Source organism: Paenibacillus sp. FSL A5-0031 (assembly GCF_001956295.1).
GTDB lineage: Bacteria > Bacillota > Bacilli > Paenibacillales > Paenibacillaceae > Pristimantibacillus.
The window spans coordinates 236,917-263,208 of the sequence record NZ_MRTD01000008.1 but is presented as its reverse complement, the minus strand read 5'-3'; the positions used below and the strand labels follow the sequence as shown (position 1 = coordinate 263,208).

At 45.8% G+C, this 26,292-nt stretch carries 20 protein-coding genes; 13 read left to right on the top strand and 7 right to left on the bottom strand.

The window, feature by feature from the left end; all coding sequences use genetic code 11:
• Positions 1-3: 3 nt before the first annotated feature.
• The 3 genes from BK120_RS16435 to pyk form a co-directional block, all read right to left on the bottom strand.
• Positions 4-378, bottom strand: coding sequence for a hypothetical protein (locus tag BK120_RS16435; RefSeq protein ID WP_076268564.1), 375 nt, complete (start codon positions 376-378; stop codon positions 4-6).
• A 242-nt stretch (positions 379-620) separates the two neighbouring features.
• Complete coding sequence (locus BK120_RS16430; protein ID WP_076268563.1) at positions 621-917, bottom strand: hypothetical protein; 297 nt, start codon at positions 915-917, stop codon at positions 621-623.
• 206 nt (positions 918-1,123) lie between these two features.
• A complete protein-coding gene (gene pyk / locus BK120_RS16425) occupies positions 1,124-2,539 on the bottom strand; it encodes a pyruvate kinase (protein ID WP_076268562.1) in 1,416 nt (471 codons plus the stop codon).
• Between the two features lie 105 nt (positions 2,540-2,644).
• On the opposite strand from pyk, the gene BK120_RS16420 reads away from it, so the two are divergent.
• Both BK120_RS16420 and BK120_RS16415 read left to right on the top strand, forming a co-directional pair.
• A complete protein-coding gene (locus BK120_RS16420) occupies positions 2,645-3,427 on the top strand; it encodes an AraC family transcriptional regulator (protein WP_076268561.1) in 783 nt (260 codons plus the stop codon).
• Between the two features lie 119 nt (positions 3,428-3,546).
• Positions 3,547-4,176: a type 1 glutamine amidotransferase family protein gene (locus tag BK120_RS16415; protein WP_076268560.1), complete on the top strand. Its 630-nt coding sequence runs from the start codon at positions 3,547-3,549 to the stop codon at positions 4,174-4,176.
• Here BK120_RS16415 and BK120_RS16410 read toward each other — a convergent pair.
• Positions 4,156-5,541, bottom strand: coding sequence for an MFS transporter (locus tag BK120_RS16410; protein ID WP_076268559.1), 1,386 nt, complete (start codon positions 5,539-5,541; stop codon positions 4,156-4,158). The genes BK120_RS16415 and BK120_RS16410 overlap by 21 nt on opposite strands.
• Positions 5,542-5,654: 113 nt before the next feature.
• On the opposite strand from BK120_RS16410, the gene BK120_RS16405 reads away from it, so the two are divergent.
• Positions 5,655-6,542 carry a LysR family transcriptional regulator gene (locus BK120_RS16405; protein WP_076268558.1) on the top strand — a complete coding sequence of 296 codons (888 nt, stop codon included), beginning with the start codon at positions 5,655-5,657 and terminating at the stop codon, positions 6,540-6,542.
• An 80-nt stretch (positions 6,543-6,622) separates the two neighbouring features.
• On the opposite strand, the gene BK120_RS16400 is transcribed toward BK120_RS16405, so the two are convergent.
• Positions 6,623-7,027: a CBS domain-containing protein gene (locus tag BK120_RS16400; RefSeq protein ID WP_076268557.1), complete on the bottom strand. Its 405-nt coding sequence runs from the start codon at positions 7,025-7,027 to the stop codon at positions 6,623-6,625.
• Between the two features lie 504 nt (positions 7,028-7,531).
• On the opposite strand from BK120_RS16400, the gene thrS reads away from it, so the two are divergent.
• The 5 genes from thrS to BK120_RS16375 all read left to right on the top strand — a co-directional run bounded on the left by thrS (position 7,532) and on the right by BK120_RS16375 (position 13,544).
• Complete coding sequence (gene thrS / locus BK120_RS16395; RefSeq protein ID WP_076268556.1) at positions 7,532-9,445, top strand: threonine--tRNA ligase; 1,914 nt, start codon at positions 7,532-7,534, stop codon at positions 9,443-9,445.
• 293 nt (positions 9,446-9,738) lie between these two features.
• Positions 9,739-10,563 (top strand): MetQ/NlpA family ABC transporter substrate-binding protein, encoded by an 825-nt coding sequence (locus tag BK120_RS16390; RefSeq protein WP_076268555.1) that lies wholly within the window; start codon positions 9,739-9,741, stop codon positions 10,561-10,563.
• Between the two features lie 73 nt (positions 10,564-10,636).
• Positions 10,637-11,665, top strand: coding sequence for a methionine ABC transporter ATP-binding protein (locus BK120_RS16385; RefSeq protein ID WP_076268554.1), 1,029 nt, complete (start codon positions 10,637-10,639; stop codon positions 11,663-11,665).
• On the top strand, positions 11,655-12,329 hold the full coding sequence (locus tag BK120_RS16380; RefSeq protein WP_076268553.1) for a methionine ABC transporter permease: 675 nt from the start codon (positions 11,655-11,657) through the stop codon (positions 12,327-12,329). Before BK120_RS16385 ends, BK120_RS16380 begins: the two co-directional genes overlap by 11 nt.
• A gap of 225 nt (positions 12,330-12,554) precedes the next feature.
• On the top strand, positions 12,555-13,544 hold the full coding sequence (locus tag BK120_RS16375; protein WP_076268552.1) for a cache domain-containing protein: 990 nt from the start codon (positions 12,555-12,557) through the stop codon (positions 13,542-13,544).
• On the opposite strand, the gene BK120_RS16370 is transcribed toward BK120_RS16375, so the two are convergent.
• Together BK120_RS16370 and BK120_RS16365 are read right to left on the bottom strand one after the other, a co-directional pair.
• Complete coding sequence (locus BK120_RS16370) at positions 13,532-15,319, bottom strand: sensor histidine kinase (protein ID WP_076268551.1); 1,788 nt, start codon at positions 15,317-15,319, stop codon at positions 13,532-13,534. The two genes, BK120_RS16375 and BK120_RS16370, sit on opposite strands and share 13 nt — an antisense overlap.
• On the bottom strand, positions 15,300-16,556 hold the full coding sequence (locus BK120_RS16365) for a response regulator transcription factor (RefSeq protein ID WP_076268550.1): 1,257 nt from the start codon (positions 16,554-16,556) through the stop codon (positions 15,300-15,302). Before BK120_RS16365 ends, BK120_RS16370 begins: the two co-directional genes overlap by 20 nt.
• A gap of 316 nt (positions 16,557-16,872) precedes the next feature.
• On the opposite strand from BK120_RS16365, the gene BK120_RS16360 reads away from it, so the two are divergent.
• The 5 genes from BK120_RS16360 to BK120_RS16340 all read left to right on the top strand — a co-directional run bounded on the left by BK120_RS16360 (position 16,873) and on the right by BK120_RS16340 (position 26,235).
• Entirely contained in the window at positions 16,873-17,802 is a 930-nt protein-coding gene (locus tag BK120_RS16360) for a carbohydrate ABC transporter permease (RefSeq protein ID WP_218639591.1), read from the top strand.
• Between the two features lie 11 nt (positions 17,803-17,813).
• Entirely contained in the window at positions 17,814-18,698 is an 885-nt protein-coding gene (locus BK120_RS16355) for a carbohydrate ABC transporter permease (RefSeq protein ID WP_076268549.1), read from the top strand.
• Positions 18,699-18,848: 150 nt separating this feature from the next.
• The gene (locus BK120_RS16350) at positions 18,849-20,312 is read left to right on the top strand and encodes an ABC transporter substrate-binding protein (protein WP_076268548.1); all 1,464 of its coding nucleotides are present in this window, start codon (positions 18,849-18,851) and stop codon (positions 20,310-20,312) included.
• Between the two features lie 132 nt (positions 20,313-20,444).
• Positions 20,445-21,554: a SurA N-terminal domain-containing protein gene (locus BK120_RS16345; protein WP_144376779.1), complete on the top strand. Its 1,110-nt coding sequence runs from the start codon at positions 20,445-20,447 to the stop codon at positions 21,552-21,554.
• Between the two features lie 52 nt (positions 21,555-21,606).
• Positions 21,607-26,235: an S-layer homology domain-containing protein gene (locus tag BK120_RS16340; protein WP_076268546.1), complete on the top strand. Its 4,629-nt coding sequence runs from the start codon at positions 21,607-21,609 to the stop codon at positions 26,233-26,235.
• Positions 26,236-26,292 lie beyond the last annotated feature (57 nt).

Below are 26,292 nucleotides of genomic sequence, written 5' to 3'. Positions count from 1 at the left end.
AAGTTAAAATACATGTGCGCCTTCCAAGGCGACCTTAATTTTGCCGTTAGTCTCCAGCACCTTCACCTTTACTTTGCGGCCAGGCTGATACTGAGGAATATTAACCATATAAATGGCGGTTTTAATGATGGCGCGATAGGGATCTGCATGCTCTCTTGGAATCGTTAATCCGATAAAAACCTCAGGATGACCGTTAATCTCCGTATTGGTTTTTTGTATGGAGCTCACAGTCGCGTCAAAGGATTCGCCATGTTTCAAAATAAATTTAGTTTCCCGAGTATCCTTAAACGATTGCCGAATGACGATGAAGGCAAGCAGGAAAAGCGGCACGGAAATGAGGGTAATGACAACTAAGGTGATACTTTCATTTGTACTCACGAATCACCAACTTTCATGGATCATGAACGGTATAGCTTCATGCTGACTCTAAGCTTTTATAATCCTAGAAGAAGCATAACACAACCAATTCAACATGAAAATATTTCCAAAGCCTTATTAAGGAATAGGTACTTTAGCAGCTGTCAAAGTGGTAAACAGTTTATTTTGTACGATAAAAAAAGGCTGTTTCATGAGGTCATTTGACCCGAAACAGCCTTTCTGCTCCTATTCTAGTAATATTGCTATAGGAATGGCGTCTTTTTTACAAAGCTTTGTGCGAGATGGTCAGCATGTAGATCTTTGTCGTTTTTCTTATAGTTTTCAAGAACGTCGATCAAATAGTCGTCTGCTGGGTTGTTGGAGCGGAAAATAAACTGCTCTTCATTCTCGATATGTACATCATGTCCGCATTGTTTCAGGACTTCTTGATAATCTTGAACAGTTGGTTTTGTGTTTTCTTCTAGGTACATGAGTCCGGTTAGCGTCTTGGTTGCCGAGCCATGCATAATTTTGAAATGAACGGTATGTTCTTTTTTCATACCCATTCCCTCCTAAGTGTAGAAACGATGTGTTGTTATTATTATAATATGCTCCAAAAGGCATAGGAAAGCATGTCATTTGTGAAAGCTTCATGAAAGTATCGTTATGTTGAGTCGTTCGGGCTGCATTTAGATGTGTAAAAAGCTGCATCGTCCTTGGACGGCGCAGCTTTTTGATATCATGCCATTTTTGGCGAAATACTTACTTATACTTGTGCTACTTTGATAAGATTGGTTGCCCCGGCTTGGCCGATTGGCACGCCAGCGGAAAGCACGATAATATCGCCTGTATCAATAAGCCCAGTCAGCTTGGCATTGCGGATAGCGGACTCGAACATTTCGTCTGTTGTTGTTACTGCATCGCCTTTAACCGGAATAACGCCGGAGAGCAAGCAAATTTTTGGAAGCACATGATCATGCTGCGTAATTGCGATAATTGGTGACATCGGACGGTACTTGGATACCATGCGAGCTGTAAAGCCGCTTTCCGTTGAAGTAAGGATTGCTTTGGCGCTCAGCTCAAGCGAGGAGCTAACGACACCTTGGCTAATTACCTCCGTAATGTTCGTGCTTTGCTGTGATCTCTTTTTATCGAATTGCTCTTTATAATCGATCATGGATTCGGCTTTTCTAGCGATGGAAGCCATTGTCCGTACGGATGGGATAGGGTATTTTCCAGCAGCTGTCTCGCCGGAGAGCATCACGACGTCAGCGCCTTGAATAACTGCATTGGCTACGTCGCTCACTTCAGCCCGAGTTGGACGCGGGTTAACCTGCATCGATTCGAGCATATGTGTAGCAACGATAACCGGCTTGCCTACAAGATTGCATTTGTTGATCATCTCACGCTGCATCATCGGCACGTCTTCGATCGGCACCTCAACGCCTAGATCGCCACGCGCAACCATAATGCCATCGGATGCTTCGATAATTGCATCAAGGTTTTGCATGCCCTCAGCGTTTTCGATTTTGGAAATGATTTGTACATGGCTTGCATTTGCTTCTTCAAGAATGTTGCGGATTTCCAAGATGTCCTCTGCTTTTCTTACGAAGGAAGCAGCAATGATCTCAACATTATGTTTGATGCCAAAATGAATATGCACCACATCGCGCTCCGTTACGCCTGGCAGCGTCGTTTTGATGCCTGGCAGGTTAACGCCTTTGCGAGGTTTCAATATGCCGCCGCTCACGATTTTGCAACGAATATCGTTACCTTCAACCGACATTACCGTCAGATCAACAAGTCCATCATCAATGAGAATCCGGTCACCTGTTTTTACGACAAGCGGAAGCTCGGAATAGTTTACAGGAAGTCGAGTTGCATCGCCGAGTACATCCTCCGTCGTGAGAATCAATTCTTCACCGATAACCAGCTCGCAAGACGCTTCCTTCAGCTTGCCGATCCGCACCTCAGGACCTTTAATATCCATCATAATGGGAACAAAAGTGTTCAGCTCGCGTGCAGCCTGCCGTATATTGTTCATTCGCATAACGTGATCTTCTAATTCGCCGTGAGCCATATTCAGTCTACCAACGGTCATCCCTGCTTGGATCATTTCTTTAATCGTCGAAACGGAGTCGCAAGCGGGCCCCATTGTACAAATAATTTTTGTTTTTAGCATGTTGTAGGCCTCCTTATTTTTTTCATTGTAACGTGAAAAGTCGAAAGGAGATAAGAACTATAGTACAATGAATGTACAATAGTACGGTTCTAAGGAGCGTTCATTATGCTGGCAATTATGGATGTGCATCAGGACAACGGAGCGGATTGGTACGAGGAAGGTGAGGGGCGCATGTTATCCTTTCATCTCTCGTTAGTGACTTATGGGAAATGTGTATATTGGGTGAACGAGGAGAAGGTGATTTTGGAAAAAGGAGATTTGCTCCTTATACCGGGGCATATTCCATACTATGGGAAAAGCATTCCAACGGTCGTCCACACGAAGTATGTGGTCAATTTTTGCAAAATCGCTACCGAGTGCAGCCTTCCTCTGCTTCAGCTGGAAGAGCCGTTAAAGCAACGGCTCGGGCGCTTTGAAGTGATACAGGAGAGGCTGCGGGGAGTTTGGACACAATACAAGGAGAAACCGCCTTACTATGAACTTATGGCAGAGGCGCTGCTTACGGAAGCGCTGGTCTATCTCAATCAAGAGAAGGATCGCGGAATGATTTCCTCGGAGAAGCATCGGCGTGTGGACAGCATGAAGCAATATATTTCGACGCATTATCGCGAGAGGGTGACGAAGGAGGAGCTGGGGGATGTCATTAATACGACACCGAATTATGCGGCTACTTTGTTTAAGGCGGTTACGAACCAGACGATCAGCGAATATGTACACAATCAGCGGATGAAAACGGCGATCTACATGCTGACCGAATCGCAGCTGATGATTAGTGAAATCGCCGACTATTTAGGTTATAACGATGTTTCGTATTTTTACCGCATATTCAAGCGCATTGTTGGCAGCTCTCCATCTGATTTCTTGCATGAGCGCTCTTCAACCGTTTAATTGAAGTTCTGCATGGTTTAATTGATTTTTATCAAGTTTAAAAAACTTCACTGACGGAGGATGTCAGTGAAGTTTTTTTATAATAGGGGTATTCAGATATTACAAAAGGAGTGTTTATTATGCAGACAAAAAAAGTATATCTTTATGTTTTTGATACGATGGCAGATTGGGAAGTAGGTTATTTAACTGCTGAGCTTAACTCGGGGAGGTATTTTAAAAAAGAGGCAGCACCTTTAGAAGTTATTACAGTCGGCGTGGATAAAAATCCTGCTACTACAATGGGCGGATTGAAAATATTGCCTGCTATTTCTGTTGAAGAGTGTAGTTTGGAAAGTTCGGATGTTCTCGTTCTTCCAGGCGGAGATACTTGGATGGAACCCATTCACGAGTCTATATTGAAAAAAGCATCAAAAGCATTAGAAGAAGGAAAAGTAGTTGCAGCGATTTGTGGCGCTACAATGGGACTTGCAAAGATGGGAGCGCTCGACTTAAGAAGACATACAAGCAACGATCTTGAATATTTGAAAATGATTTGTCCTAATTATACGGGAGAAAAATATTATGAAACGGAGCCTGCAGTAACAGATGGAAACTTAGTTACTGCATCTGGTATAGCCCCGCTGGAGTTCACGATGCATGTACTGCAGCTGCTGGATGTTTTTGCGCCAAATACATTACAGGCTTGGTTTAAGCTTTATCAGACTCATGAATCAAAATATTTCTTCGAATTAATGGATTCTGTATCGTAATGAATCCCGGCGCCGCCGGTTTAGGAATACCAAAGACAACGCAATAACCGTGAGGATAATTCCAAGCACGTGAAATCCCTCGAAGCTGAACGTATCGCCCATAACGATACCTATCAACAATGAGGAGAGGATGGTTCCAAAGTATCTGGATGTATTAAATAATCCGGATGCTACACCGATTATTTCTTTTGGAGAGCTTTGGAACAAGGATGCTTGCATCCCTACATTGTTCAGTCCGTTGCTAATACCGAATGCAGCCAAGGCCAAACATACGCTGATAACTGGTGAACTTTGATTCAATGTGACGAGCCACACTGACCCAAGTGTCATCAGAATGGCAGATACCAGCAATGCTGGTCTTGGTCCTGATTTATCGATCCATCGTCCTGCGATTGGAGAAGTAACTAGCGAGCATAAGCCTAAGCTTAGCATGAGAATCCCAGTTTGGAACTCACTGACATGGCGTACCATTTGCAAGTAGGATGGTAGCCCAAAAAAGAGCGAGTAATATAGTATGTTAACGAGCATGAATTCTACATTAACCCAAGTCATCGCAGGATATTTGGCGAATGTGCGTAGTGGAATAAAGGGTGACGCCGCTTTTAACTCATGTCGTACAAATGCCCCCAGCGCAGCAAGGCCGATCAGCAAAAAAATAACATTTCCGAATGAGAGATGTCCAGATGATTTGACTGAGAGCAATGAAGCGAGCAGGGTAACCAGACCTACTGTAAAGAGCAGGATTCCTGGCGCATCTATCAAGTCAAACCACATACGAAAAGACATGCCCTTTGGAGTGTGCATTCGAGGTTCATCCTTAGGAATAGTTCTCCAAGCTAATAGAAAGCTAGCCACTGCAAATGGAATATTGACAAAAAAGATAGCCGTCCAATCCCACGAATGAATCAAGACCCCGCCAATAAAGGGGCCAATGGCTGCCGCTCCGGATAGAAAGATGGACAAAACAGACAGCGCAGTCGCTTGTTTCTCCGTAATATGAATGCGTACAATGGCCATTCCAACGGCAACCATCATGCTTGTTCCAATGGCTTGCACAATGCGGAACACTATGAGCCATCCGAAGTTTGGTGACAACGGAGCTAGTAATGACGCAACGAAGGCTACAATAAGACCGGCAAGAAAGATCTTCCTGCGCCCGAATAAATCGCTGGCCTTTCCCATAATAGGCTGAGCGATGCTGCTTGCAATGTAAAAGGAAAAAATAATCCAAGAAACACTAGTAAAATCAAGTTGGAATACATGCTGCAGACGAGGAATAGCAACTGAAACCATCGAAGAATTTAATGGGTTCAATAGTATCCCTAGACCAACGGAGATCATTAACCACCTGCTGCGAACACTCATTTTTGAATCGCCCCCAAAACGTATTAAGGTCATCGTACTTGAAATCATTTATTCATTCCAACGCATTTGATGCTATAATCTCATTGACTTGAGGGAATGAATGGGGGCGCAAAATGGAACTTCTTCAACTGCAATATTTTCTCACGGTAGCTCGTTTGGAGCATATGACCGAAGCTGCACGCAATCTGCACGTTACTCAGTCTTCACTAAGCAAGACGATTGGGCGCTTGGAGGAGGATTTAGGGGTTCCCTTATTCGATCGAATAGGGAGAAATTTGCGATTGAATGAGTATGGCAGCCTATTCCTCCGCCGTGCAGAAAGGGCATTGTTTGAATTGGAGCAGGGGAAGCAGGAGCTTAGCGATTTATCCAGCCTGGAACATAGCACGCTCAAATTAGCAGTGACCACTGCAAGCAAATTGCCCAATATCCTTCGTGAGTTTCGGAAAAAACGTCCTGACATTCAATTTCATGTGCAAATGCTCGCCACACAGGAAATGGTTACGCTTCTGGATAGAGGAGAAGTGGATTTTTGCTTGTCCTCACCTCCTATAGAAGGGGATGATATCGAATGTCAAATCGTGTTTATCGACCCGATCCTTGTAGCTGTTCCAAAGGGGCATCGTCTGGCAGATCGAAGCAGCGTATCTTTGGCAGAGCTAAGGGATGAATGGTTTGTTGGAGTGAAAAGAGGCTACGGCACGCGCGATTTAGTTGACTCTTTATGCGAATCGATTGGATTTGTACCAAAATATGTATATGAGGGGGATGAACCTGCAAGGCTTAGCATGCTTGTGGAGGCCGAAATAGGTATAGCCTTCATACCCAGCACGGCAAGGAATTCGCGGGAACAAATCCATTATCTTCAGATAGAGAATCACGAATTAGTAAGGGAGATAGCGCTATTATGGCATAGGAATCGGTATATTTCGCGAGCTGCTCTGGAATTTCGTGAGGTCGTTGCAGCGTATTTTGAAGCGTTATCCAAACAAAGCATTTAAGCACGCTCTACCACTAATTCATCATAAAAGGCTGCCGGCGACGGCAGCCTTCTTGAAATGCATGATCTGGCTTTTCCAAGCTAATCAGAAATATTTCGGGTATAGTATTCGATGATATCTTTGCGGCGAATAATACCAAGAAAGACGCGATCGGTGTCTACAACGGGAACGAAGTTCTGATCGGCCGCCAGCGCCAGCATATCGTCCAAATCGGCGTTGATCGCGACACATTCGACTTTCATCCGTTTTTTGATGGAGACGACAGGAATTTCGTGCATCGTATCGAAGGTGAGACCGGGTGTGGCTTTCAACTTCCATAATAAATCCCCTTCGGAAAGTGTTCCGAAATATAAGCCATTGTCGTCCAAGATCGGAATGGCGGTATAGTGGCTAGCCTCTAATTTATCTATGGCTTCTTTCATATTAGAGGATGTCATGAGGTATGAGACCTCGTTTTTTGGAAATAGAAACGATTTGATGTCCATTGAATCACGCTCCTTTGGTATATTAAAGCATATTTTGTCCGATGGTGCATGTGGAAGTGACTGGGCACGTCTAAAATGATCGAATAAAAATGCTAAAAATTATGCTTATTTCCATGAATACTTGGCTGCAGTTGACTTATTGGAATATTCGAATTACAATTTACCCATAAATAGGCTTTGACCAAAGACATGATTACCTTATACGAGCTGTCCAGAGAGAGAAGCTAAGGCTGAGAGCTTCTCCAGCAACCGAATGTGTAATTACCCCTTTGCAGCCGTGTTATTGAACCCGCTGTTTCCATAAAGCGATTGTAAATAACACCGATTCATCCTCGTTACCGGGTGCTCAATAAGGATCTTGCTGTAACTTTAAGTCTGGCGAATAGCCAGTCATATAAAGCAGCAGATCGAATGAGGGTGGAACCACGAGCTGAACGCACTCGTCCCTTGGTGGGAGAGATGTGTTTTTTTTGCGTTCAACTACATTCGATCGGAGGCTGCATGATGAGTATTGCAATTACATTACCGGATGGAACAGTTAAGGAGTATCCACGGGGGACAACCGCCGCGCAATTGGCGGAATCAATCAGTACTGGACTTGGCAAAAATGCAGTCGCGGGAAAAGTCGATGGCAGGCTTGTCGATCTGAACGAGCCCATTCAAGCAAGCAGCAGCGTTGAAATTATAACGCTTGATGGTGCTGATGGTTTAGCGATTTACCGTCACAGTACAGCGCATGTGATGGCTCAAGCCATAAAGCGTATCTATGGGGAAAAGGCCGTGAAGCTCGGGATTGGTCCTGTTATTGAGGATGGCTTCTACTATGACATTGATATCGAGAAGCCGTTGTCTACAGATGATCTTGCTGCGATAGAAGCAGAGATGAGCAAGGTTATTCAAGAAAACCTGCCGATTACGCGCCGTGAAGTGAGTCGCGAGGAAGCGACAGCTTTATTCGCACAGGAGGAAGAGCCGCTCAAGCTGGAGTTAATTCGTGATTTGCCGGACGATTCCATTATTTCGCTGTATGAGCAAGGCGAGTTTGTTGACCTTTGCCGCGGTCCTCATTTACCTTCCACAGGACGCATCAAGGCGTTCAAGCTGCTAAGTGTAGCAGGCGCTTACTGGCGTGGCAATTCGGACAACAAAATGCTGCAGCGCATATATGGCACGTCCTTCCCGAAAAAAGCGCAGCTTGATGAGCATTTGCACCTGCTGGAGGAAGCGAAGAAGCGTGATCACCGCAAGCTTGGCAAGGAATTGGAGCTGTTCATGTTCTCAGAAGAGGCGCCGGGCATGCCGTTCTACCTGCCGAATGGCATGACGATTCGTACGGAGCTGGAGAGCCTGATTCGCGAGAAGCAGCGGCAGCGGGATTATGAGGAAGTTCGCACGCCATTTATGATGAACCAGCGGATGTGGGAGCAATCGGGTCACTGGGATCATTATAAGGACAATATGTATTTTACAAATGTGGATGATACGGCTTATGCGCTTAAACCGATGAACTGCCCGGGGCATATGCTGATTTTCAAAAACAGTCTGCACTCGTACAGAGAGCTGCCGATTCGGATGTCGGAATTTGGTCAGGTTCATCGCCATGAGTACTCGGGTGCTCTGAACGGCATGATGCGGGTACGTACGTTTTGCCAGGATGATGCTCATATATTCGTGCGGCCTGATCAGATTGAAGCAGAGATCAGCCATGCGATCGCATTGATCGACCATATCTACGGGGTATTCGGTTTTGATTTCAAAATTGAGCTGTCGACTAGACCTGAGGACTCAATGGGTTCTGAAGAGCTCTGGGATCAAGCGGAGCAATCGCTGCGCAGCGTACTGGACAGCCGCAATATTCAATACCGTGTAAATGAGGGCGACGGTGCATTTTATGGGCCAAAAATCGACTTTCATATCCTCGATGCTTTGAAGCGGAGCTGGCAATGCGGCACGATTCAGCTTGATTTCCAAATGCCTGAGAAATTTGATTTGTCCTATATTGGCGAAGACAACCAGAAGCATCGCCCTGTCGTTATTCATCGTGCGGTATATGGATCGATTGATCGTTTTATCGGTATATTGACAGAGCATTATTCAGGAGCATTCCCATTATGGCTCGCACCTGTTCAGGTTAAGCTGCTGCCTGTCTCGGAGAAATATATCGATTATGCCTTGCAGGTGAAGGAAGCACTCGCTGAAGCGGGCATTCGTACTAAAGTGGATACACGGAATGAGAAGCTGGGTTATAAAATTCGCGAGGCTGGCCTTGAAAAGGTGCCTTACACATTGGTACTCGGTGAGAGCGAGAAAAACGCAGGCAGCGTTGCCATCAGGAAAAGAGGCGAAGGTGATCTCGGATCACTAGCGATTGCTGAGGCTGTGCAGCGGATTAAGGATGAGGTGCTGGCAAAATCGTAAGATGGCTAGCGCGGCTGCAGCGTGGTGCAATAACCGAGCGGCAGCCGTTCCACGTTGGAATTGGTCATCCATGGAAGAGCTAGCGCTTGAATGACAAATAAAATCGTTGACAGAAGCAATGAATATAATCTATAGTAAGCTCATCGGAATTATAAGATATTGAGCTGATTAGACGACTAAAAGCTCTTATTTCACGGAACGGCGCAAGCAGCCGGCATCGTGGAATAAGAGCTTTTCTGTTTTTCTAGACATGTAATCAGCTTGAAAAACAAATAGGAAGCAGGGGAGATCATATGAAACAAAAGCTCGTATTGATTATGCTGACACTGGTATTAACCGCTGTGCTTGCCGCGTGCGGCAACAAATCAGAATTGAGTGGTGCAGAGGGAGAAGGAGAGAAAGCAAAGCTTAAGGTAGGCATTTCGGCAGGCGTTGAGGAAGAGATTTGGAAGCAGGTGCAGGAAGTTGCGGCTAAGGATAACCTCGATATTGAGCTTGTTGTATTCAATGACTATGTACAGCCGAATAAAGTGCTGGCGGAAGGGGAGCTTGATGCCAATGCATTCCAGCATGAGCCGTATCTCGATCAATTCAAGAAGGATAACAACCTTGATTTGGTGAAGATCGCGAACACGCTTAATTTTCCAATCGGCTTCTACTCCAAAAAAATCAAAGACGTTTCTGAAATAAAGGAAGGCGATGTTATCGGCCTGCCTAATGATCCGACGAATGGTGCACGCGCGTTGATTCTATTTGAAAACGCTGGACTGATTAAGCTTAAAGAAGGCGTTGGCATTAAAGCGACTGTTCGCGACATCGCAGAAAACAAGCTCAAATTGAAATTTGAGGAGCTGGATGCAGCATTCATTCCGAAAGCGCTTGGCGATCTGACGGCGGCAGTAATCAACACCAACTATGCGGTAGAAGCGGGTTTTGTGCCAACGAAGGATGCCATTTTTATTGAGCCAAAGGATTCTCCTTGGGTAAATATTATTGCAGTAAGAACCGAGGACAAGGATAAGCCGGTATTCCAAAGATTGATTAAGGCTTATCATTCCGACCAAGTCAAGAAATTCGTAGAAGAAAAATACGGCACGTACATTGTCGCATCTTGGTAACTCGAAAATAGACCTTGGTCTCTTCTTAGATGAAGAGACCTTTTTAACATTTTAGCAGAGGCGGGGTTGTACAGTGATCTGGATCGAAAATGTCAGCAAAACGTATCAACAGGGCAAACAGAACATCCATGCAATTAAGGACGCGAATCTGCATATTCGTAAAGGGGAAATTTTCGGCATTATCGGCTACAGCGGAGCAGGCAAAAGCACGCTTCTGCGCTGCATCAACTATTTGGAGCGGCCGACTGCTGGCAGTATACGCATAAACAACACGGATCTGTCATCGCTTAGCGAGCAGGAGCTGCGCATTATGCGGCGGAAAATCGGGATGATTTTTCAAAACTTCAACTTGCTTATGTCGAGTACCGTCTATGAGAATATAGCTTCTCCGCTCGTGCTTGCAGGTGCTCCAAAGAAACAAATTGAAGTAAGGGTAAACGAGCTGCTGAAGCTTGTGGATCTTGCGGATAAACGTGACAGCTACCCCGCTCAATTGTCTGGAGGACAGAAGCAGCGTGTGGCGATTGCAAGGGCGCTTGCCAACGAGCCGGAAATCTTGTTATGCGATGAAGCGACATCGGCACTTGATCCGCAGACGACCGATTCGATCTTGCATTTGCTGCTCGACATTCATCGTTCCTATGGAATTACGATTGTGTTGATCACCCATGAGATGTATGTGTTGAAAAAGATATGTGATCGAGCAGCCGTAATGGAGAACGGTATCATTGTAGAGCAGGGCTCTATTTTGGAGCTGTTTACGAAACCGCAAACGGATACGACCAAAAAATTTACGAAAAGCGTGTTTGATGCGGATTTGCCGCAGGAGCTGCTTTACAAAGCCAACCACCCTGCAGAGCCAAAACATCTACTTCGCATTTCCTTCATTGGCGAAACGGTAAGCGAGCCTATACTCGCAGACTTGACGCTGCGCTATCAGCTTCGGCCAAGCATTTTGTACGGGAATATAACGAAAATTAAAGATACCGTTTTTGGTTTTCTCTTAATTAGTTTGCCGGGCGAATCGACTGCCATAGAAGAAGGAATTGCATACATGGTACAAAACGGAATGCAGGTGGAGGTGCTTAAGCATGCTGGATAGCTTCTTCAGAAGCCTCGCCGAGAACCATGATCTATACACAGAAGCGCTAGGGGAAACGGCGGCGATGGTTGTCTATTCCTTGTTTTTCTCCACTATTATTGGCTTGTTTCTGGGCATTTGCCTAGTCGTATTGCGCCCAAATCATATTTATGAGAACAAGGTGCTTTACCATCTGTTAAACGCAGTCATCAATGTGCTGCGGTCTGTCCCGTTCATCATTATTTTAATAGCGATCATTCCCATTACGAAATGGATTGTGCATACGACAATCGGGGTGAAAGGAGCAATCGTTCCGCTTGTCTTTTATACTGCGCCTTATATTGCGAGGCTTATTGAATCGGCTTTGCTGGAGGTGAATCCCGGTGTTATTGAAGCATTTCAAGCGATGGGAGCTTCGCGCCGGCAAATTATTTGGCGGGTTATTTTGAAGGAAGCAAGACCTGGGATCGTGCTTGGTTTAACCATCGCAACGATTGGATTAATCGGCGCAACAGCGATGGCAGGTGTACTTGGCGCAGGCGGTTTAGGCGATGTGGCGATTAGGTACGGCTACCAGCGCTGGGAGCCCGACGTGATGTACGTTTGTGTCATTATTCTTATTTTACTCGTACAGCTGATGCAGTCGGCGGGCAACCGCATATCGAAGAAGCTGCGCAAGCACTAGTTGAAACGTTATATCGGCCTGCCCACCTTCTGCGAATGAACTCCTGATATAATCGGGAGTTTTTTTTCGTTTATCCTTCGATCCTGCGGTTGCAAACCATTTCGCAGCTTTAATGGCTTTTTTATAAGCAGCTTGTATGGTACTATCGATGGGCAACAAAAGAAAGCGCTTCATTATAGCTTGCGTTAAAATAGAAATAAGGACAACTGGGAACGAGGGGATACGGTGTTCAGATCGCTTGATAAGAAAATGAAAATTATTTTGCTATCGGTCATTGTTTTATATGTAATCTTGTCCAGCATGCTCGTATTTCGGACCATGGAGAACAAAAGCTCGGAAATGCAGCGTCAGCTTTCCCTTCAATATACAGGCCAGCAGCACAAAAACGCCCAGCTTTTTATGAAATGGATGGAGGAGATGGCTAGTTTGGTGACAAACAATACAGCCGTTCATGCTTCCCTCACAAGCAGCGAATATGACAATACCATTCCGCCGATATTGGACGGCATGATTTCATCCAACCTCTATATTTTAGATATGGTGATGTACGGGAATAGCGGCAGCGTGTACGCATCAAGCAACGTATCAGCGATACGCTCGTTCCAGGAGACCCAGAAGCTTCCCGAATATACGAAGTTTTTAAGCTCGGATTTAACGTCCGAATGGATTGTTCAAGCTTCGAGCTCGCTCGTGTACAAGAACACAGATCCACGCAGAAAGCTGGTTTATGTGGCCAAAATCATCGATACAAATGAGAAGATAACGGGCCTGCTTCTCATGAATGTGGATTTGAAAAAGATGAGCAGCTTCTATCATGCCGACGATCCTGAATTGTATGGCCGTCATCCTACCTATATTATTACGCATGATCATGCGATTTTGAATGCAAATGGCTTGCAGGAAGAGCCTAACGATGTGATTTGGGAAACGCTGCAGGAGGATACACAAGAAGAAGCGAATGAGGAAATGACGATCAATCAGACGGAAGAGGGCATTGTTTTGTTATATCGCTTGTATCATTCCGATGATCGAATCGCGATTCTAATCTCAGGCGAGCCGATCAAAAGCGAACTCCGACTGCTAAGAAATACGCTGATCGGAGTTGGCGCTTTTATTTTGGCACTATTTTTTATACTGATTAAGCGGCTGTCTCGCAGCATTCTAGATCCATTAAAGGATTTGTACAAAAAAATGCGCAGACATCATGAGATTTGATCTAGGCTGAGGCGAATCCGAATAAGGGCAGTCGTTCCTTTTCCGGGTTCGCTCGTTATCGTGAGTCCCGATTCCTTGCCGTATTCGAGCTTAATTCTCTCGTCAACGTTTCTCAGGCCGTAACCGCTTTGAAACAACACATTTTTGTCGGTGCTTTGAATGTTGGATTTGCTTTTAAACCCTACCCCGTCGTCCTTAATTTCAAAATAAAGATAGGTCTCGTCTCGCCAGCTTTTAACCTCGACTAATCCTTTTCCTTGTTTCTCACTCATGCCATGTTTAATGGCGTTTTCCACTAATGGCTGAAGAATAAGCTTCAAGATGCGAATTTTCCGAAGCGGCTCCGGGATATCATAGGTGACATCATATTTGTCTGGAAAACGCATCAGCTCAACGGTTACAAAGCTTTTTACTAAGCGAATCTCTTCCTCAACGGGAATATGCTTGTCCCCTTTATGCAGGCTGATTCGGAAGAAGGTTGCTAACGCAGAAATCATTCTCTCGATTTCAGGTTGTTTTTTCAGCCTGGCCGTCCAAGTGATCGCATCGAGCGTATTGTACAAAAAATGCGGATTGATTTGCGATTGTAACGCGGTTAGCTCCATCACTCGCTGCTTTTCCTTTTCCTCATTGTTTTCGTGAATGAGGTTGTTGATTCGATCAATCATCGTGTAATAGCTGTTTTCGAGCTCACTGATTTCATCGCTCGGTTTGTTTCGATCATTCATGAGCTGCAGCCCGGACTTTCCTATCGCACCCAGCTTCTTTGTCAAATTGAAGACAGGCTCCGTAATTTTGGACGCCAAATAAAAAGATAGAGCTAAGAGACCAACAAAAACGAGCAAAGCGAAATACAGCGCATTGCGGTTTCCTTCCGTAATCGCTGCAAACAATTGTGGCCGCGATACAACGGAAACAAGCTTCCAGCTGACGCCGAATCGGTTCAGGCGGTCGCTCAGCGGATACGTGCTCAAAACATAGTTTTCATGCCCCGATGATACGTTTCGATAACCTGCCGTTTCGCCGGGATGGAACGAATCCGATTCTAGAAGAGTATTGCCGACCACCCGTTTATCGGGATGTGAAATCACTTCATTAGTGACCGAGGCGATATAGGAATAGCCTAACCCCTCAAACGCTGGCTTATAAAGATTAAACAGCGAAGATTCCTTCACATAGACGAGTATTGTTCCAATGTTTTGGCCTGTATTGAAATTGCGATATTTTTGTCCGAAAACGATATAGGCGTCACCTTTAGCGTTATGCTTCACCTTACCGATAACAGGTAAAATAGACTCCTCGATTTTGGATAGCAGCAGGTCATCCGGATCTTCAAAAATTTCTGTATCGGCGACATATCGGTAACGGGTGCCTTCATTTGTAATGATCACCACGTCGCCGATCAGCTCGTTCTTGGCGACGATGCCTTCCATCAGCGAACGAATACGCGTTTTTTTCTCATCCTCTGCAATGGACAAGTCGCCGATCAGGCGGTAAATGTCTGTATTGACGAGGAAACGGAGCGAAAGCATTTGGATATCATCGACGATCAGCTCTAAGCTGAGTCCGATCTCTTTTTGAATATTGCCAATGTGATTGTACAAATTGTTTTTGAGATACGTGTGCGCGTAAATGTTGAACACACCCAGCATCAAAGTGAGATGCAGCGTCAATCCGGCGATGATGACAAAGACGATTCGGGTTCTAATGTTCATTTTACGCAAAATAGAGGACGACTTGTCGCTGCGATCCTGCTTATTGTTGATATTTGGCATATTCGCTAGGAGACATCCCGGTCATTTTGCGGAAAATTTGGCTGAAATATTTGGAATCGCCGAAGCCAACATGCAGACCGACCTCATAAACGCGGTAGGAGGAGTAGCGCAGCAAACGCTTAGCCTCATCGATGCGATATTCCGTCAGGCACTCATAAAACGTTTTGTTCAGATCCTTCCTAAACAAATGCATCAGATGAGTTGGGCTGACATGAACCTTCTCGGCAACCATGTCGGCTGTAATGTTATCTGCATAATGAAGTCTAATATAGGCGAGCGCGTCCCGAACCTCGCGTCTTGAGCCTGAACGTTCATTTTCTGATTCGAATAAAACGCCGCCTAATCCAGAGATGGATTTTCGTGCCGCCTCGCGCGCTTTCACAAACGCAGTGTTTATACCCGCATAATGGTCAGCAGCTTCAGTGAAGCCTACCGTCAATTGGAAGCCGGCAGAATCTTTTATTTCTTTAATGATAGCGTAACCAAAAGTGTACATGGTGGATGCAAAATCGGTAATTGGCAGGCTCGAAGCCGCGATGACTGTCCATTCTGTCGGTGCACTTTGCAAGAGCGCTATAGTACTCACTGAATGGCTGTTTAAGATCTGGCGAATTTGCTGTTCAATTGCCGACCATTTGGATTGATCAACAAAATCTATCGCTGTAACGGTGTCTGGAATGATAGAGATGACAGCAGTAATCAGCTTATCCTCAGGCGCAATTGCGATACTCAGCCAATCATATTTCTCCTGAATCAATGTGGTGTCAGAGAGTCGCCCGTAAAATAAATCAAGCCAAAATTGCGAGGAGATGGCGCTCTCTTCTTTTTTATATTTTTGAAATTGCATGCGATTTGCTCGTTTTTCAATCGTTTGCCGCCCAATTTGCTGGACCGTTTCTGCCAGCTCATCAATATTTACCGGCTTAAGCAGATAACTGGCTGCGCCATGGCGAAGCGCCTCCTGGGCGTATTGAAATTCATCGTATCCACTGAGCACAATAACGCCGCAATGCAGATTATGCTCTTTTATTTTCTCCAAAAACTCCAGCCCGTTCATATAAGGCATACGCACATCAGTCACAATGACATCGGGCTGATGAAGCAGTGCGAGCTCCAGACCTTCCACGCCATTGCTTGCATCTCCAATAATCTCTACCCCATATTCGGCCCAATCGATGGTCTCGCGGATTCCTGTGCGAACTAAATATTCGTCGTCGACGATAAGCGCTTTCAACATGGTGTCCGACTCCCCCATAACCCATTGTTGTCGATCCATTTTATTATAATCTATCGTCCTTATTTCGTCAGTGCCATGGAAGGTTCCGACAGAATAATCCACCCTTTCGCAGGATAACAACCTACTGGCAAATCTTTTTACTATGCTACCATGAGCTAAAGCAGCGATTGTCATGAAGAAGGGGAACAACGTTAGCAGCAATCGGCGCTTATATTTCATACCATGTCAAACCATTTCGCAGGGTTGAAGGATGTCGCTCTTCGCAAGGAAGCGTTATCATTTTAATTAAATACATCATTTAGGAAAGGAAGCCAACATGAGCGTAAACGCCGGTACACCCACGTATACTCCTAAGCAGAAAAAATCGACTTTTTTTATGTATTGGATGAAGGAATGGTCCTCGTGGCTTTTAATTATTCCCACGCTGCTTTTTTTCTTTTTCTTTTCATGGCAGCCGTTATTGTCAGGCATTTGGTTATCTTTTTTTAAGACAAAGGGATTTAAAGCGGAGTCATTTATCGGGCTGCAAAATTATATCGATGTCATTACCAATTCGGTATTCCAGCAAACCTTAATCAATACGTTTATGTACGTTTTTTGGTCTCTTGTTATTGGATTTGTCATTCCGATCGTCGTTGCTGTCATGATTAATGAAATGCGGCATTGGAGCTCTTTTTTCCGGTTTTCGGCTTTCTTCCCAAGCATGATTCCGGGAATTGCAGCATCGATGCTGTGGATGTTCCTCTTTGAGCCGAGCGAGAACGGTTTGGTCAATAAAATAATAGGCATGGTCGGCATTCATCCGCAGGGGTGGCTGCAGGACCCAAGCTTGACGATTATTACAATCGTGCTCACGATCACATGGAGAAGCTTCGGGGCAACAACGCTGCTATTTCTAGCCAGTTTACAGGGTGTGAATAATGAGCTGTATGAGGCGGCTTCAATTGATGGCGCAGGCATTTGGCGAAAATTTTGGAACATTACGCTACCGCAAATTTCACCTTTAATCGGCTTAACGCTGATTTTGCAAATTAGCGGCGTTTTCCAAATTTTCAATGAGCCTCTCGTTTTGACAGAGGGCGGCCCTAATAATTCGTCTATGACTCTGCAGCTGCAAAGCTACTTCTATGCCTTCCGATATTTCGAGGCGGGCCATTCGGTGGCACTTGGCGTCATTACCTTTATGATTTTGATGGTTATGACCGTCTACTATTTCAAATTGCAGAAAAAATGGGACAAGGAGTAAGGAGTGAGTAAATGAAAACGGCTAAGTCATCAGGAATTATTGGGGATCTGGAATATAAAACACCTAAGGTTAAAATTATGTATTGGCTATTTTTTGCTATCATGACGATCATTTCACTCGTATGTCTTCTGCCTCCTGTCTGGGTTATTTTGTCCAGCTTCAAGGATGTGAAGGAGTTTTACGAAATTCCGCCTACCATTATTCCACGGTCGTTTCACATCGAGAAGCTTTGGGACACATGGAATGAGTTCAAGTTTATGCGTTATTATGTGAATACGTCCTATGTGACAATCGGAACGCTTGTATTTACGGTGTTGTTTAATGGATTGGCAGGTTACTTTTTCTCTAAGCTGAAGCCAAAAGGAAGCGCCTTTTTCTTTTTGCTCATTCTTTGGACAGTGCTGCTGCCGAGTACAGTCGGAATTGTTCCTTTGTTCGGCAATATTGTCGATTTTCCACTGTTCCATATTAACTTTACGAATACGTATTGGCCATTATGGTTTCTGGCGGCGGTCAATCCCGTAGTCATTCTTATTTTCAAAAACTTTTTCGACACGATTCCAGCTTCCTTGGTCGAATCTGCCCATATTGACGGAGCTTCCAAGCTAAGTATTTTTCTGCGAATTATTTTGCCTTTGAGTGGACCCGTGCTCATCACGATCTCGATCTTAACGATCAACGGCGTATGGAATGACTTTTTCTGGCCGTATATGATTCTGAAAGACCAGTCGCAGTGGACAGTCATCGTTGCTATTTTTAACTTAAAAGCTACGCTGCCTGCAGATATCCAGTTCCTTGGCTTAACGTTTGCCATCGTTCCGCCGGTTCTACTATTTCTAGTCTTCCAGCGCTATATTATGCAGGGCTATTCGATTGCCGGAAGCATCAAAGGTTAAGGAAGCGCGCAGAATATTAAACGGTTTCGCAGATTTGTGCCCTACTGAATGCGATAATGAGTGTGATAGCATTTAGTTGCCGGCAAAATAAGAAAGCGCTTTAAAAGCTCGTAATGTCATCATTCCAAATAGAAGGCTGGGGGATTACAAATGAATTTGAAAAAAAGAAATACTTGGCAGCTTACGTTTATAATGTTGTGCGTGTTTGTTCTCGTTATCGCAGGCTGCGGCAAAAATAGCGGCAATAATGCTGTGGAGCCGACGGCAAGCAGCAATAGCGGTGAAAATAATCCAGCGACGGAAGCGCCTTCCGAAGCGAAGCCTACAACGATCAAAGTCAGCAACTGGCCGAAGCCGAATGAGGAAGCTCAGGTCAAAATTTACACCGATTATGTTGCCAAAATGAAAGAGAAATATCCTCTTATTACAGTGGATAAGGATGAATGGGGCTATGATGTAAGCTCGTTCCTTCCAAAGGCGGCAAGCGGTGAGCTTCCTACCGTGTATGAAACCTTTTTTACTGAAGCAGACAAAATTATCAAGGCTAATTATGCCGCTGATATTACGGATATTATGACTAAAAATGAGTTCGACAAAGCGCTTAACCCAGATTTGCTGAAGCTGGTGCAAAAAGATGGCAAATATTACGGCATTCCAAAAGACGGATACGTGATGGGCCTTATGTACAACGTAAACCTGTTCAAGCAAGCAGGCCTTGTAGATGACAAAGGGGTGCCGAATTTCCCGAAAACCTATGAGGAGCTTGCGCAAACCGCTAAAACGATCAAAGAGAAAACAGGAAAGTCCGGCTTTTTCTTCCCAACCAAAAACAATCAAGGCGGCTGGATGTTCATGAATATCGCATGGGCATATGGCGCTGATTTTGAACAGCAGGTAGATGGCAAATGGAAAGCTGTATTTAATTCCCCAGAGGCTGCTGAAGCGCTTCAATACGTAAAGGATTTGAAATGGAAATATGACGTGCTCCCTGCAAACAATCTAGTTGATGTCGGTACTGATTTATTCCAAATGTTCGGAACAGAGCAAGTGGCGATGAGCTTTGGCATATCCGATTGGGGTAATGCGATCGTTCAAAATATGAAAATGCCAAAGGATAACCTGGCTATGTCTGCACTGCCGACAGGACCAAAAGGAAATGCGACGCTTCTAGGCGGAGGACTATACATGTTTGCGCCGGATGCGACGCCAGAACAATTGGATTCAGCCTTCAAATGGCTGGATGTGAAGGGCTTCTCGCCGCAAACGAGTGAAGAGTCGCTGCTTGGACTTGAAACGCAATCCAAAACAGCTAACGAGCAAGGTTTAATCGTGGGCCCGCACGGACTTCGCGTATGGGTGAACGAGGATCGTATTAAAGCAGAGCAAGCAATTCTTGATAAATACACCAATGTAAATATGGATATGTTCAATGATTACATGACGAATGGTTCGGTTGGTCTTCGCCCCGAGGTGCCAGTCAATGCGCAAGAGCTTTACAAAACGCTTGATGTGGCCATCCAAGCTGTATTAACGAACAAGAATGCAGATCCGAAAGCACTGCTTGAGAAAGCAGCTGCCGATTTCCAAAAGGACTATCTCGATAAAGTGCAATAAGCATCGGAAGTTTTCGGTGAACTCTAAATCCCCAAGGGCAGTCAGCCTTGGGGATTTACAATCAATAGGGCAGCGGCGGAGCCTCTGCGAATGGCAAAGGACAACAGGTGGTGTGGAAGGAGAATGGATGTCGTGAGGAAGCAGAAGGATCAAACTATAAAGGGGCTGCGTGCGAAACAAAAGCAGTTTTTCATTTTGTTTTTATTGATAACGCTTACAGCAGTTTTCTTCTTGGTCGGCGCTTCGCAAAAACGATCGAGCATTGCTTCTGAACCCTTAATCGTTAACGGCCATGCAGCTTCAGCAGAACAATTCGGAATGTATTTAGGGTTGAAAAAAGCGCTCGTAGCTGATTATTTCAAGCAAACCTACGGAGCTGAATATACAGATCAGTTCTGGACGACTTCCTACTCTGGCGAAATGCCTTTGCAGAGGTTAATTGATGAAGCTAAAGCGGAGCTGACGAAAACGATAGCTTTGCAGCAGCTGGCGAAAAAGAGTGGAATTGCTGTGGATGGCAGCTACGTATCGTTTCTTAGCGGGATGGAAGCTGAGAATAGCAGGCGCAGCAAGGCTGCAGCAGACGGTGAAATCGTATATGGACCCACTTCCTTCGAAATTGAAGCTTATTACAGCTATTACATGAGCAATTTGGAAAGCGCGACACTTGAAGCAATGCAAAAAAGCGGCAAGCTCTCTGTTCCAGATGACAAAGTAAAACAGGCATATGAAACGGATAAGCAGACGAAGTATTCGCTCTCGGGGCATGTAAAGCTTAAATGGGCGGTGCTGCCCTATGGAAAAGGAGCCGCTTTGATTAATAAGAACGAGGCTCTCCGCGTTATGGAACAGTTGAAAAAAGCAGCTGTAGACCAAGCAAGCTTCATCGATTCTGCCAAGCAGCTTGCGATAGAGGTGATGGATGCAAGCTTAACGAGTGCAACTCGTCGTACCGCGGCTCTAGAGAGTCCAATAGCGGTGCAGCAAGCAGAGCGTATCCAGGAGGATCAATTGAGCGATATTTTCGAAGAGAACGGGGAGCTGCATCTACTGTATTGCATTTCTAAAGGAGAGCCCATTCTCCAATCCTATGAGAAAGTGAAAGACGCGATCGCAAGCCAGTTGTTGTCTGAACAATTTCGCGAAATCGCTCAGCAGGAACCAAGACTAGCGACGGTTGAATGGGATAGCGAGCGTGCAGAACGCCTTGCACGAAGCTGGTTAGGCGTAACGAAATTATAGCTTTTCATTAATAAATGAATTTTTATTCTTTTTTAAGAAGGAGCCATGAAAAATGTTGAAGAAGTGGATGAATGCGATGCTGGTCCTCACGCTGCTCAGCATGCTGGCATTGCCAGCTGCGAGCGTATCTGCGCATGATGCAGTATCGATTGAAGATGCGTTAACGGATAACTCCAAGATGTTTGCGAGTTCGCCAAACTGGACATTTGACAATACGAATCCGCATTTTTTTGGAGGCGATGAATCTAGGGCGGTTAGAACGTCAACGACGACGGAGCATGCTGTATATGAGCTGAATGGCATTCAGTCCTTTGCGTTGCAAGCTTATTATTTCTCCGGATCAACTGCGGTCATTACGTTTTATGGCTCAGCGGACGGTTCTGCTTGGACAGAAATTCCTTCTCAATATTCAGATCCTGTAGGAACAGGCTCCGGCTGGTATGGAACGGAATACAGCTCTTCGGGAGCCCTGCCAAGCGGAATCGATTATTTGAAAATTGAAGTGAGCGGAGACATCGATACTTGGCTTATGCAGCTTGGATCGATTACGGTTTCCAATCTGTCAACGGCACCTCAGACGATTGACGATAAGCTTGATGACATTTCCAAGCTTGCTTCGTTTACGGCTAATTGGTCAATAGACAACACGAATCCGGCTTTTTTTGGCGGGGATGCTTCTAGAATTGTGAGAACGGCCGTGTCGGATGAGTCAGTCGTTTATCATCTGCATGGCATTAAGCATTTTGCAGCAAGGCTTCACTCCTTCACAGGTTCAACGGGCGTTATTACGTTTTATGGCTCGCCGGATGGCGCGGTGTGGACAGAGCTTGCTGCTGTACATGATACGCCTGAATCGACCGGGGACGGGGCTTGGTCAGGAGCTACATATACGCCGGCTGATCCGCTGCCCGCAGACATTAATTATTTAAAAGTAGAATTATCTGGCGATCTGGCGAATTGGCTCATGCAGCTGGGCTCTGTAACGCTTGCGAATGTGGTGCCTGGAAACGGCGGTGGTACAGGAGGCGATGGCGATTATTTCGTAGATGCCGCGGCTGGCAGCGACAGCAATGACGGCAAATCGCAAAACACGGCATGGAAATCGTTTGCGAACGTCAATAATACGACTTTTGCAGCGGGTGACCGCATTTTGCTCAAAAAAGGCAGCGTATGGAACGAGCGGTTGTATCCCAAGGGCAGCGGGACAGCGGAAGCGCCGATAACGATTACGTCTTACGGCAGCGGCAGTAAGCCAATCATTAACGGCGGCGGCATGGCCGGGGGCGCTGTATATCTTCGCAATTCTTCGAACGTTGTTATTCAAAGTTTGGAAGTAACCAACTACGCCGCTGAACGCGGAACGACATACCGAGAGGGCATTCTTGTTGAAAATGCAAACGCGGGTACGCTGACAAACATTCAGATTTTGGATAACTACGTGCATGACGTATCAAGCAGCTTCAGATATCCGACCGAATCAGGAGCAGAGGGCGGACCCCATGCCTTTGGGGGAATTTCCGTATATGTAGGCGGCACTACCGCAACGGATAAGTTCGATCAAGTACTCATTCAAGGAAATACGGTGGAGCGTATTGGACGAACGGGCATTGTCGTATGGGATCAGCGCTGGAATGGACAGGATTTCGCTTCAACTGGCGTGAAAATCCGTCAAAACTATGTGAAGCAAGCCGACAGCGACGGCATTCTTACTTTCGGCGTCGATGGCGCGTTAATTGAACATAATGTGGCGGAAGGCGGCGGCAATTACTCTGAGGTCGGTGAGTTTAACGGTTCAGCTGCGATTTGGCCGACTCGTGGCAAAAACAATGTGGTGCAGTTTAATGAATCCTTTAATACGAATAAGCCGGAAGGCGACGGCCAAGGCTTCAATTTAGATATTGATACGAACAACAGCGTCGTTCAATACAACTACAGCCATGACAATAAAGGCGGCTTTATTCTCTTTGTAGATGCGCGCTTAACTCCGGGCGTGCTGGTCGGCTCTTCAAACAATGTGGTTAGGTACAACATCAGCCAAAACGACCTGACTCATACGTTTAACTTTGCGGGCGGAGTTTCGCCTAATACGCAAATTTACAACAACAGCATTTATATCGGAACAGGTCAAAATACAAAAATTATGGATCATGAGTGGAATGAAGCAGGGGACCTGCAGGCTGCTTTTTCATTCAAAAACAATCTCATTTATAATCTTGGAACAGGTGATTATCATGTGCCGGGCATGAATGGCGTTTTTGACCATAACTTGTTTTATGGCAACCATCCGATCAATGAGCCTGCTGACCTGAACAAAGTTACGGGTAACCCGATGCTCGTTTATCAAGGCGGCGGCAGCAAAGGCTGGAACACAGTTGATGGTTACAAGCTAAGAGCCGGCTCTCCTGCTTTGGGTGCTGGTACGCTCATTGCTGACAATGGCGGTCTTGATTATTGGGGTAATCCGGTATCCAGCACGGAATCTCCGAATATTGGCGCTTATAATGGAGCAGGCTTAGATCCGGCGACGCTGCCGGAGCCGCCTGTCGATGATTTGAGATTGTATTTCCAAGGCTTGAAGGTCATACCGAGTATTACCGACGACGATGGCGGCAGCAAGTCGCTCCGTCTTCAGTTCGTAAATAGCTCTGAAAAAGACAGCTTAAGGGTTGGAAAAATTGCTTGGGAGGTTGGTAAAGGTTCGGGCTTTGGCACAATCAGCGGCACGGATACGAAAGTCCCTGTCGTCGCGCCAAGCGGGCAATCGACGTATGTCATTCCTTTGCCGGGCTTGGCTGAAGGGGTTAAATATCCGCTTGATTTGAAGGTTGAAATTGCCGGATATGAGAACATTCATATGACAAGAGAGATTGATTTTAACCGCATATTGCATGAAACGGACAGCCGCCATCCTATAACGATTGATTTGGCAAAAGGCAGCAATGTGATCACAGGTTTTCAAGGCGACGATGACTTAAGCGGTACAGCCAAGCTGCGCTGGGATGAAGGCTTTTTCTATCTCTCAGCAAGCATAAAAGATGATGTGTTTAACCATGCAGCCTCAAGCAGCTCGATTTGGCAAAACGATGGTATTCAGTTCAGCGTAGCGCCTGGTGTTCCCGGCGAGAGCCAGTCCTGGTATGAATACGGCATTTCGCAGACGCCGGACGGGCCGCAAATTTATCGCTGGCTTACGATGCAAGGCAAAGCAACAGGTTCAGTAACGAATGGAACGCTTAACGTAACGCGAAATGAAGAGACGAAGATAACTTCCTATGAGCTGAAGCTTCCTTGGAGCGAGCTTTATCCGATCCAAGCCGCTGCGAATCAAGCATTAAGCTTCTCGATGCTGGTCAACGATAATGATGGCGCAGGCCGCAAAGGATATATCGAGTGGGGCTCGGGTATTGGCGGAGTGAAGGACCCGGCGCTATTCCGTACCTTCCAGCTGCTGGCTAAAGCAACGGTCACTCCACCGACACCAGATGGAAGCACAGGCGGCAACGGCAACAATGGCAGCTTGAACACGATTAACAAGGGCATCATTACAGCAAAAGGAGCTAGTATCGACAAGGGGATTGCTCAAATCAATATTTCCAACGAGGAGCTTAACAAAGCACTCGAAGGGGCGAAAGACGGGCAATTGGTCATTAATGTGGTACCGTCTGGAGCAGATGCTAAGGGTGCTTCCATTCACATTTCCGCAGCAGCGTTAAAGGATGGGAAAGCCGGGGCAAAAGAATTGATCGTCACCGCAAATGGCGCATCGCTTTCCATTCCAGTAGAAGCTCTCTTAAGCCGCCTGCCAGCTGGATCGAAGCAGGTGGAGATCACGATTGTCCAGCAAGGAGACGCTTCGCTTCCGCAAAGCTTACAGCAAAAATGGAAAGGCAATCCGATTTACGATTTCTTCGTTAAGGCTGATGGAGCGGCGGTTGGCAAGTTTGATTCGAAGTCGCCGATAAAGGCGGCAATGAAATACGAGCTGAAGCCAGAAGAGCAGGCTCATCAGGTTGTTGTATATACGATTCTAGAAGATGGCCGTGTAGAAGCGGTGAAACAAGTAAAATACGATTCCGTTACGGGGACAGTAACTTTCCAGACTAATCTTTCTAGCCGTTACGCAGCTGCCTATGCAAATGTACATTTTACAGACGTCAAAGCTGCATCGCGGACGATTATTGAAGCTTTAGCAGCTCGTGAAATTGTGAAAGGTGTGGGGGTGAACAGGTTTGAGCCTAACCGTTCCATTACCCGCGGCGAGTTTGTTCAGCTTCTCGTCAATGCCCTCGATTTGGCACCTGCTGCTGCTGCTGGGTCTAGCAGCTTTCCGGATGTCCGTAAGGAAGCATGGTATTATGCTGCGGTTTCCACGGTCCAGGCGCTGGGTATTGTAAACGGAAAAGGAGACGGCTCGTTCGGCGTATCGGATGTCATTACACGTGAGGAAATGGCTGTCATTGCTTTCCGCGCAATAGAGGCGGTTGTGAAGCTGCCAAAAGCAGCTGGCGAATCGGATATTTTTAAGGACCAGAGCCAAATAAGCGGTTACGCTTTGGAGGGAATTATTGCTTTGCAGCAGGCGGGATTCATCAAAGGGTACGAGGATGGATCATACAAACCAAAAGGCTTTTCTACCCGCGCGGAAGCAGCAGCAGTTATTTACCGGTTGATGGGGTTATAGGTTTGTTGAAAGGACTGCACTCTTGTTGAAAAACAGGAGGGCGGTCTTTTTTTCTAT

Coding starts and splice junctions, on each gene's coding strand:
- BK120_RS16400 (WP_076268557.1), bottom strand. CDS start 7,027: ATGGACATCAAATCGTTTCTATTTCCAAAAAACGAGGTCTCATACCTC.
- BK120_RS16390 (WP_076268555.1), top strand. CDS start 9,739: ATGAAACAAAAGCTCGTATTGATTATGCTGACACTGGTATTAACCGCT.
- BK120_RS16380 (WP_076268553.1), top strand. CDS start 11,655: ATGCTGGATAGCTTCTTCAGAAGCCTCGCCGAGAACCATGATCTATAC.
- BK120_RS16430 (WP_076268563.1), bottom strand. CDS start 917: ATGAAAAAAGAACATACCGTTCATTTCAAAATTATGCATGGCTCGGCA.
- BK120_RS16420 (WP_076268561.1), top strand. CDS start 2,645: ATGCTGGCAATTATGGATGTGCATCAGGACAACGGAGCGGATTGGTAC.
- BK120_RS16360 (WP_218639591.1), top strand. CDS start 16,873: ATGAGCGTAAACGCCGGTACACCCACGTATACTCCTAAGCAGAAAAAA.
- pyk (WP_076268562.1), bottom strand. CDS start 2,539: ATGCTAAAAACAAAAATTATTTGTACAATGGGGCCCGCTTGCGACTCC.
- BK120_RS16370 (WP_076268551.1), bottom strand. CDS start 15,319: ATGCCAAATATCAACAATAAGCAGGATCGCAGCGACAAGTCGTCCTCT.
- BK120_RS16410 (WP_076268559.1), bottom strand. CDS start 5,541: ATGAGTGTTCGCAGCAGGTGGTTAATGATCTCCGTTGGTCTAGGGATA.
- BK120_RS16340 (WP_076268546.1), top strand. CDS start 21,607: ATGTTGAAGAAGTGGATGAATGCGATGCTGGTCCTCACGCTGCTCAGC.
- BK120_RS16415 (WP_076268560.1), top strand. CDS start 3,547: ATGCAGACAAAAAAAGTATATCTTTATGTTTTTGATACGATGGCAGAT.
- BK120_RS16355 (WP_076268549.1), top strand. CDS start 17,814: ATGAAAACGGCTAAGTCATCAGGAATTATTGGGGATCTGGAATATAAA.
- BK120_RS16405 (WP_076268558.1), top strand. CDS start 5,655: ATGGAACTTCTTCAACTGCAATATTTTCTCACGGTAGCTCGTTTGGAG.
- BK120_RS16365 (WP_076268550.1), bottom strand. CDS start 16,556: ATGTTGAAAGCGCTTATCGTCGACGACGAATATTTAGTTCGCACAGGA.
- thrS (WP_076268556.1), top strand. CDS start 7,532: ATGAGTATTGCAATTACATTACCGGATGGAACAGTTAAGGAGTATCCA.
- BK120_RS16350 (WP_076268548.1), top strand. CDS start 18,849: ATGAATTTGAAAAAAAGAAATACTTGGCAGCTTACGTTTATAATGTTG.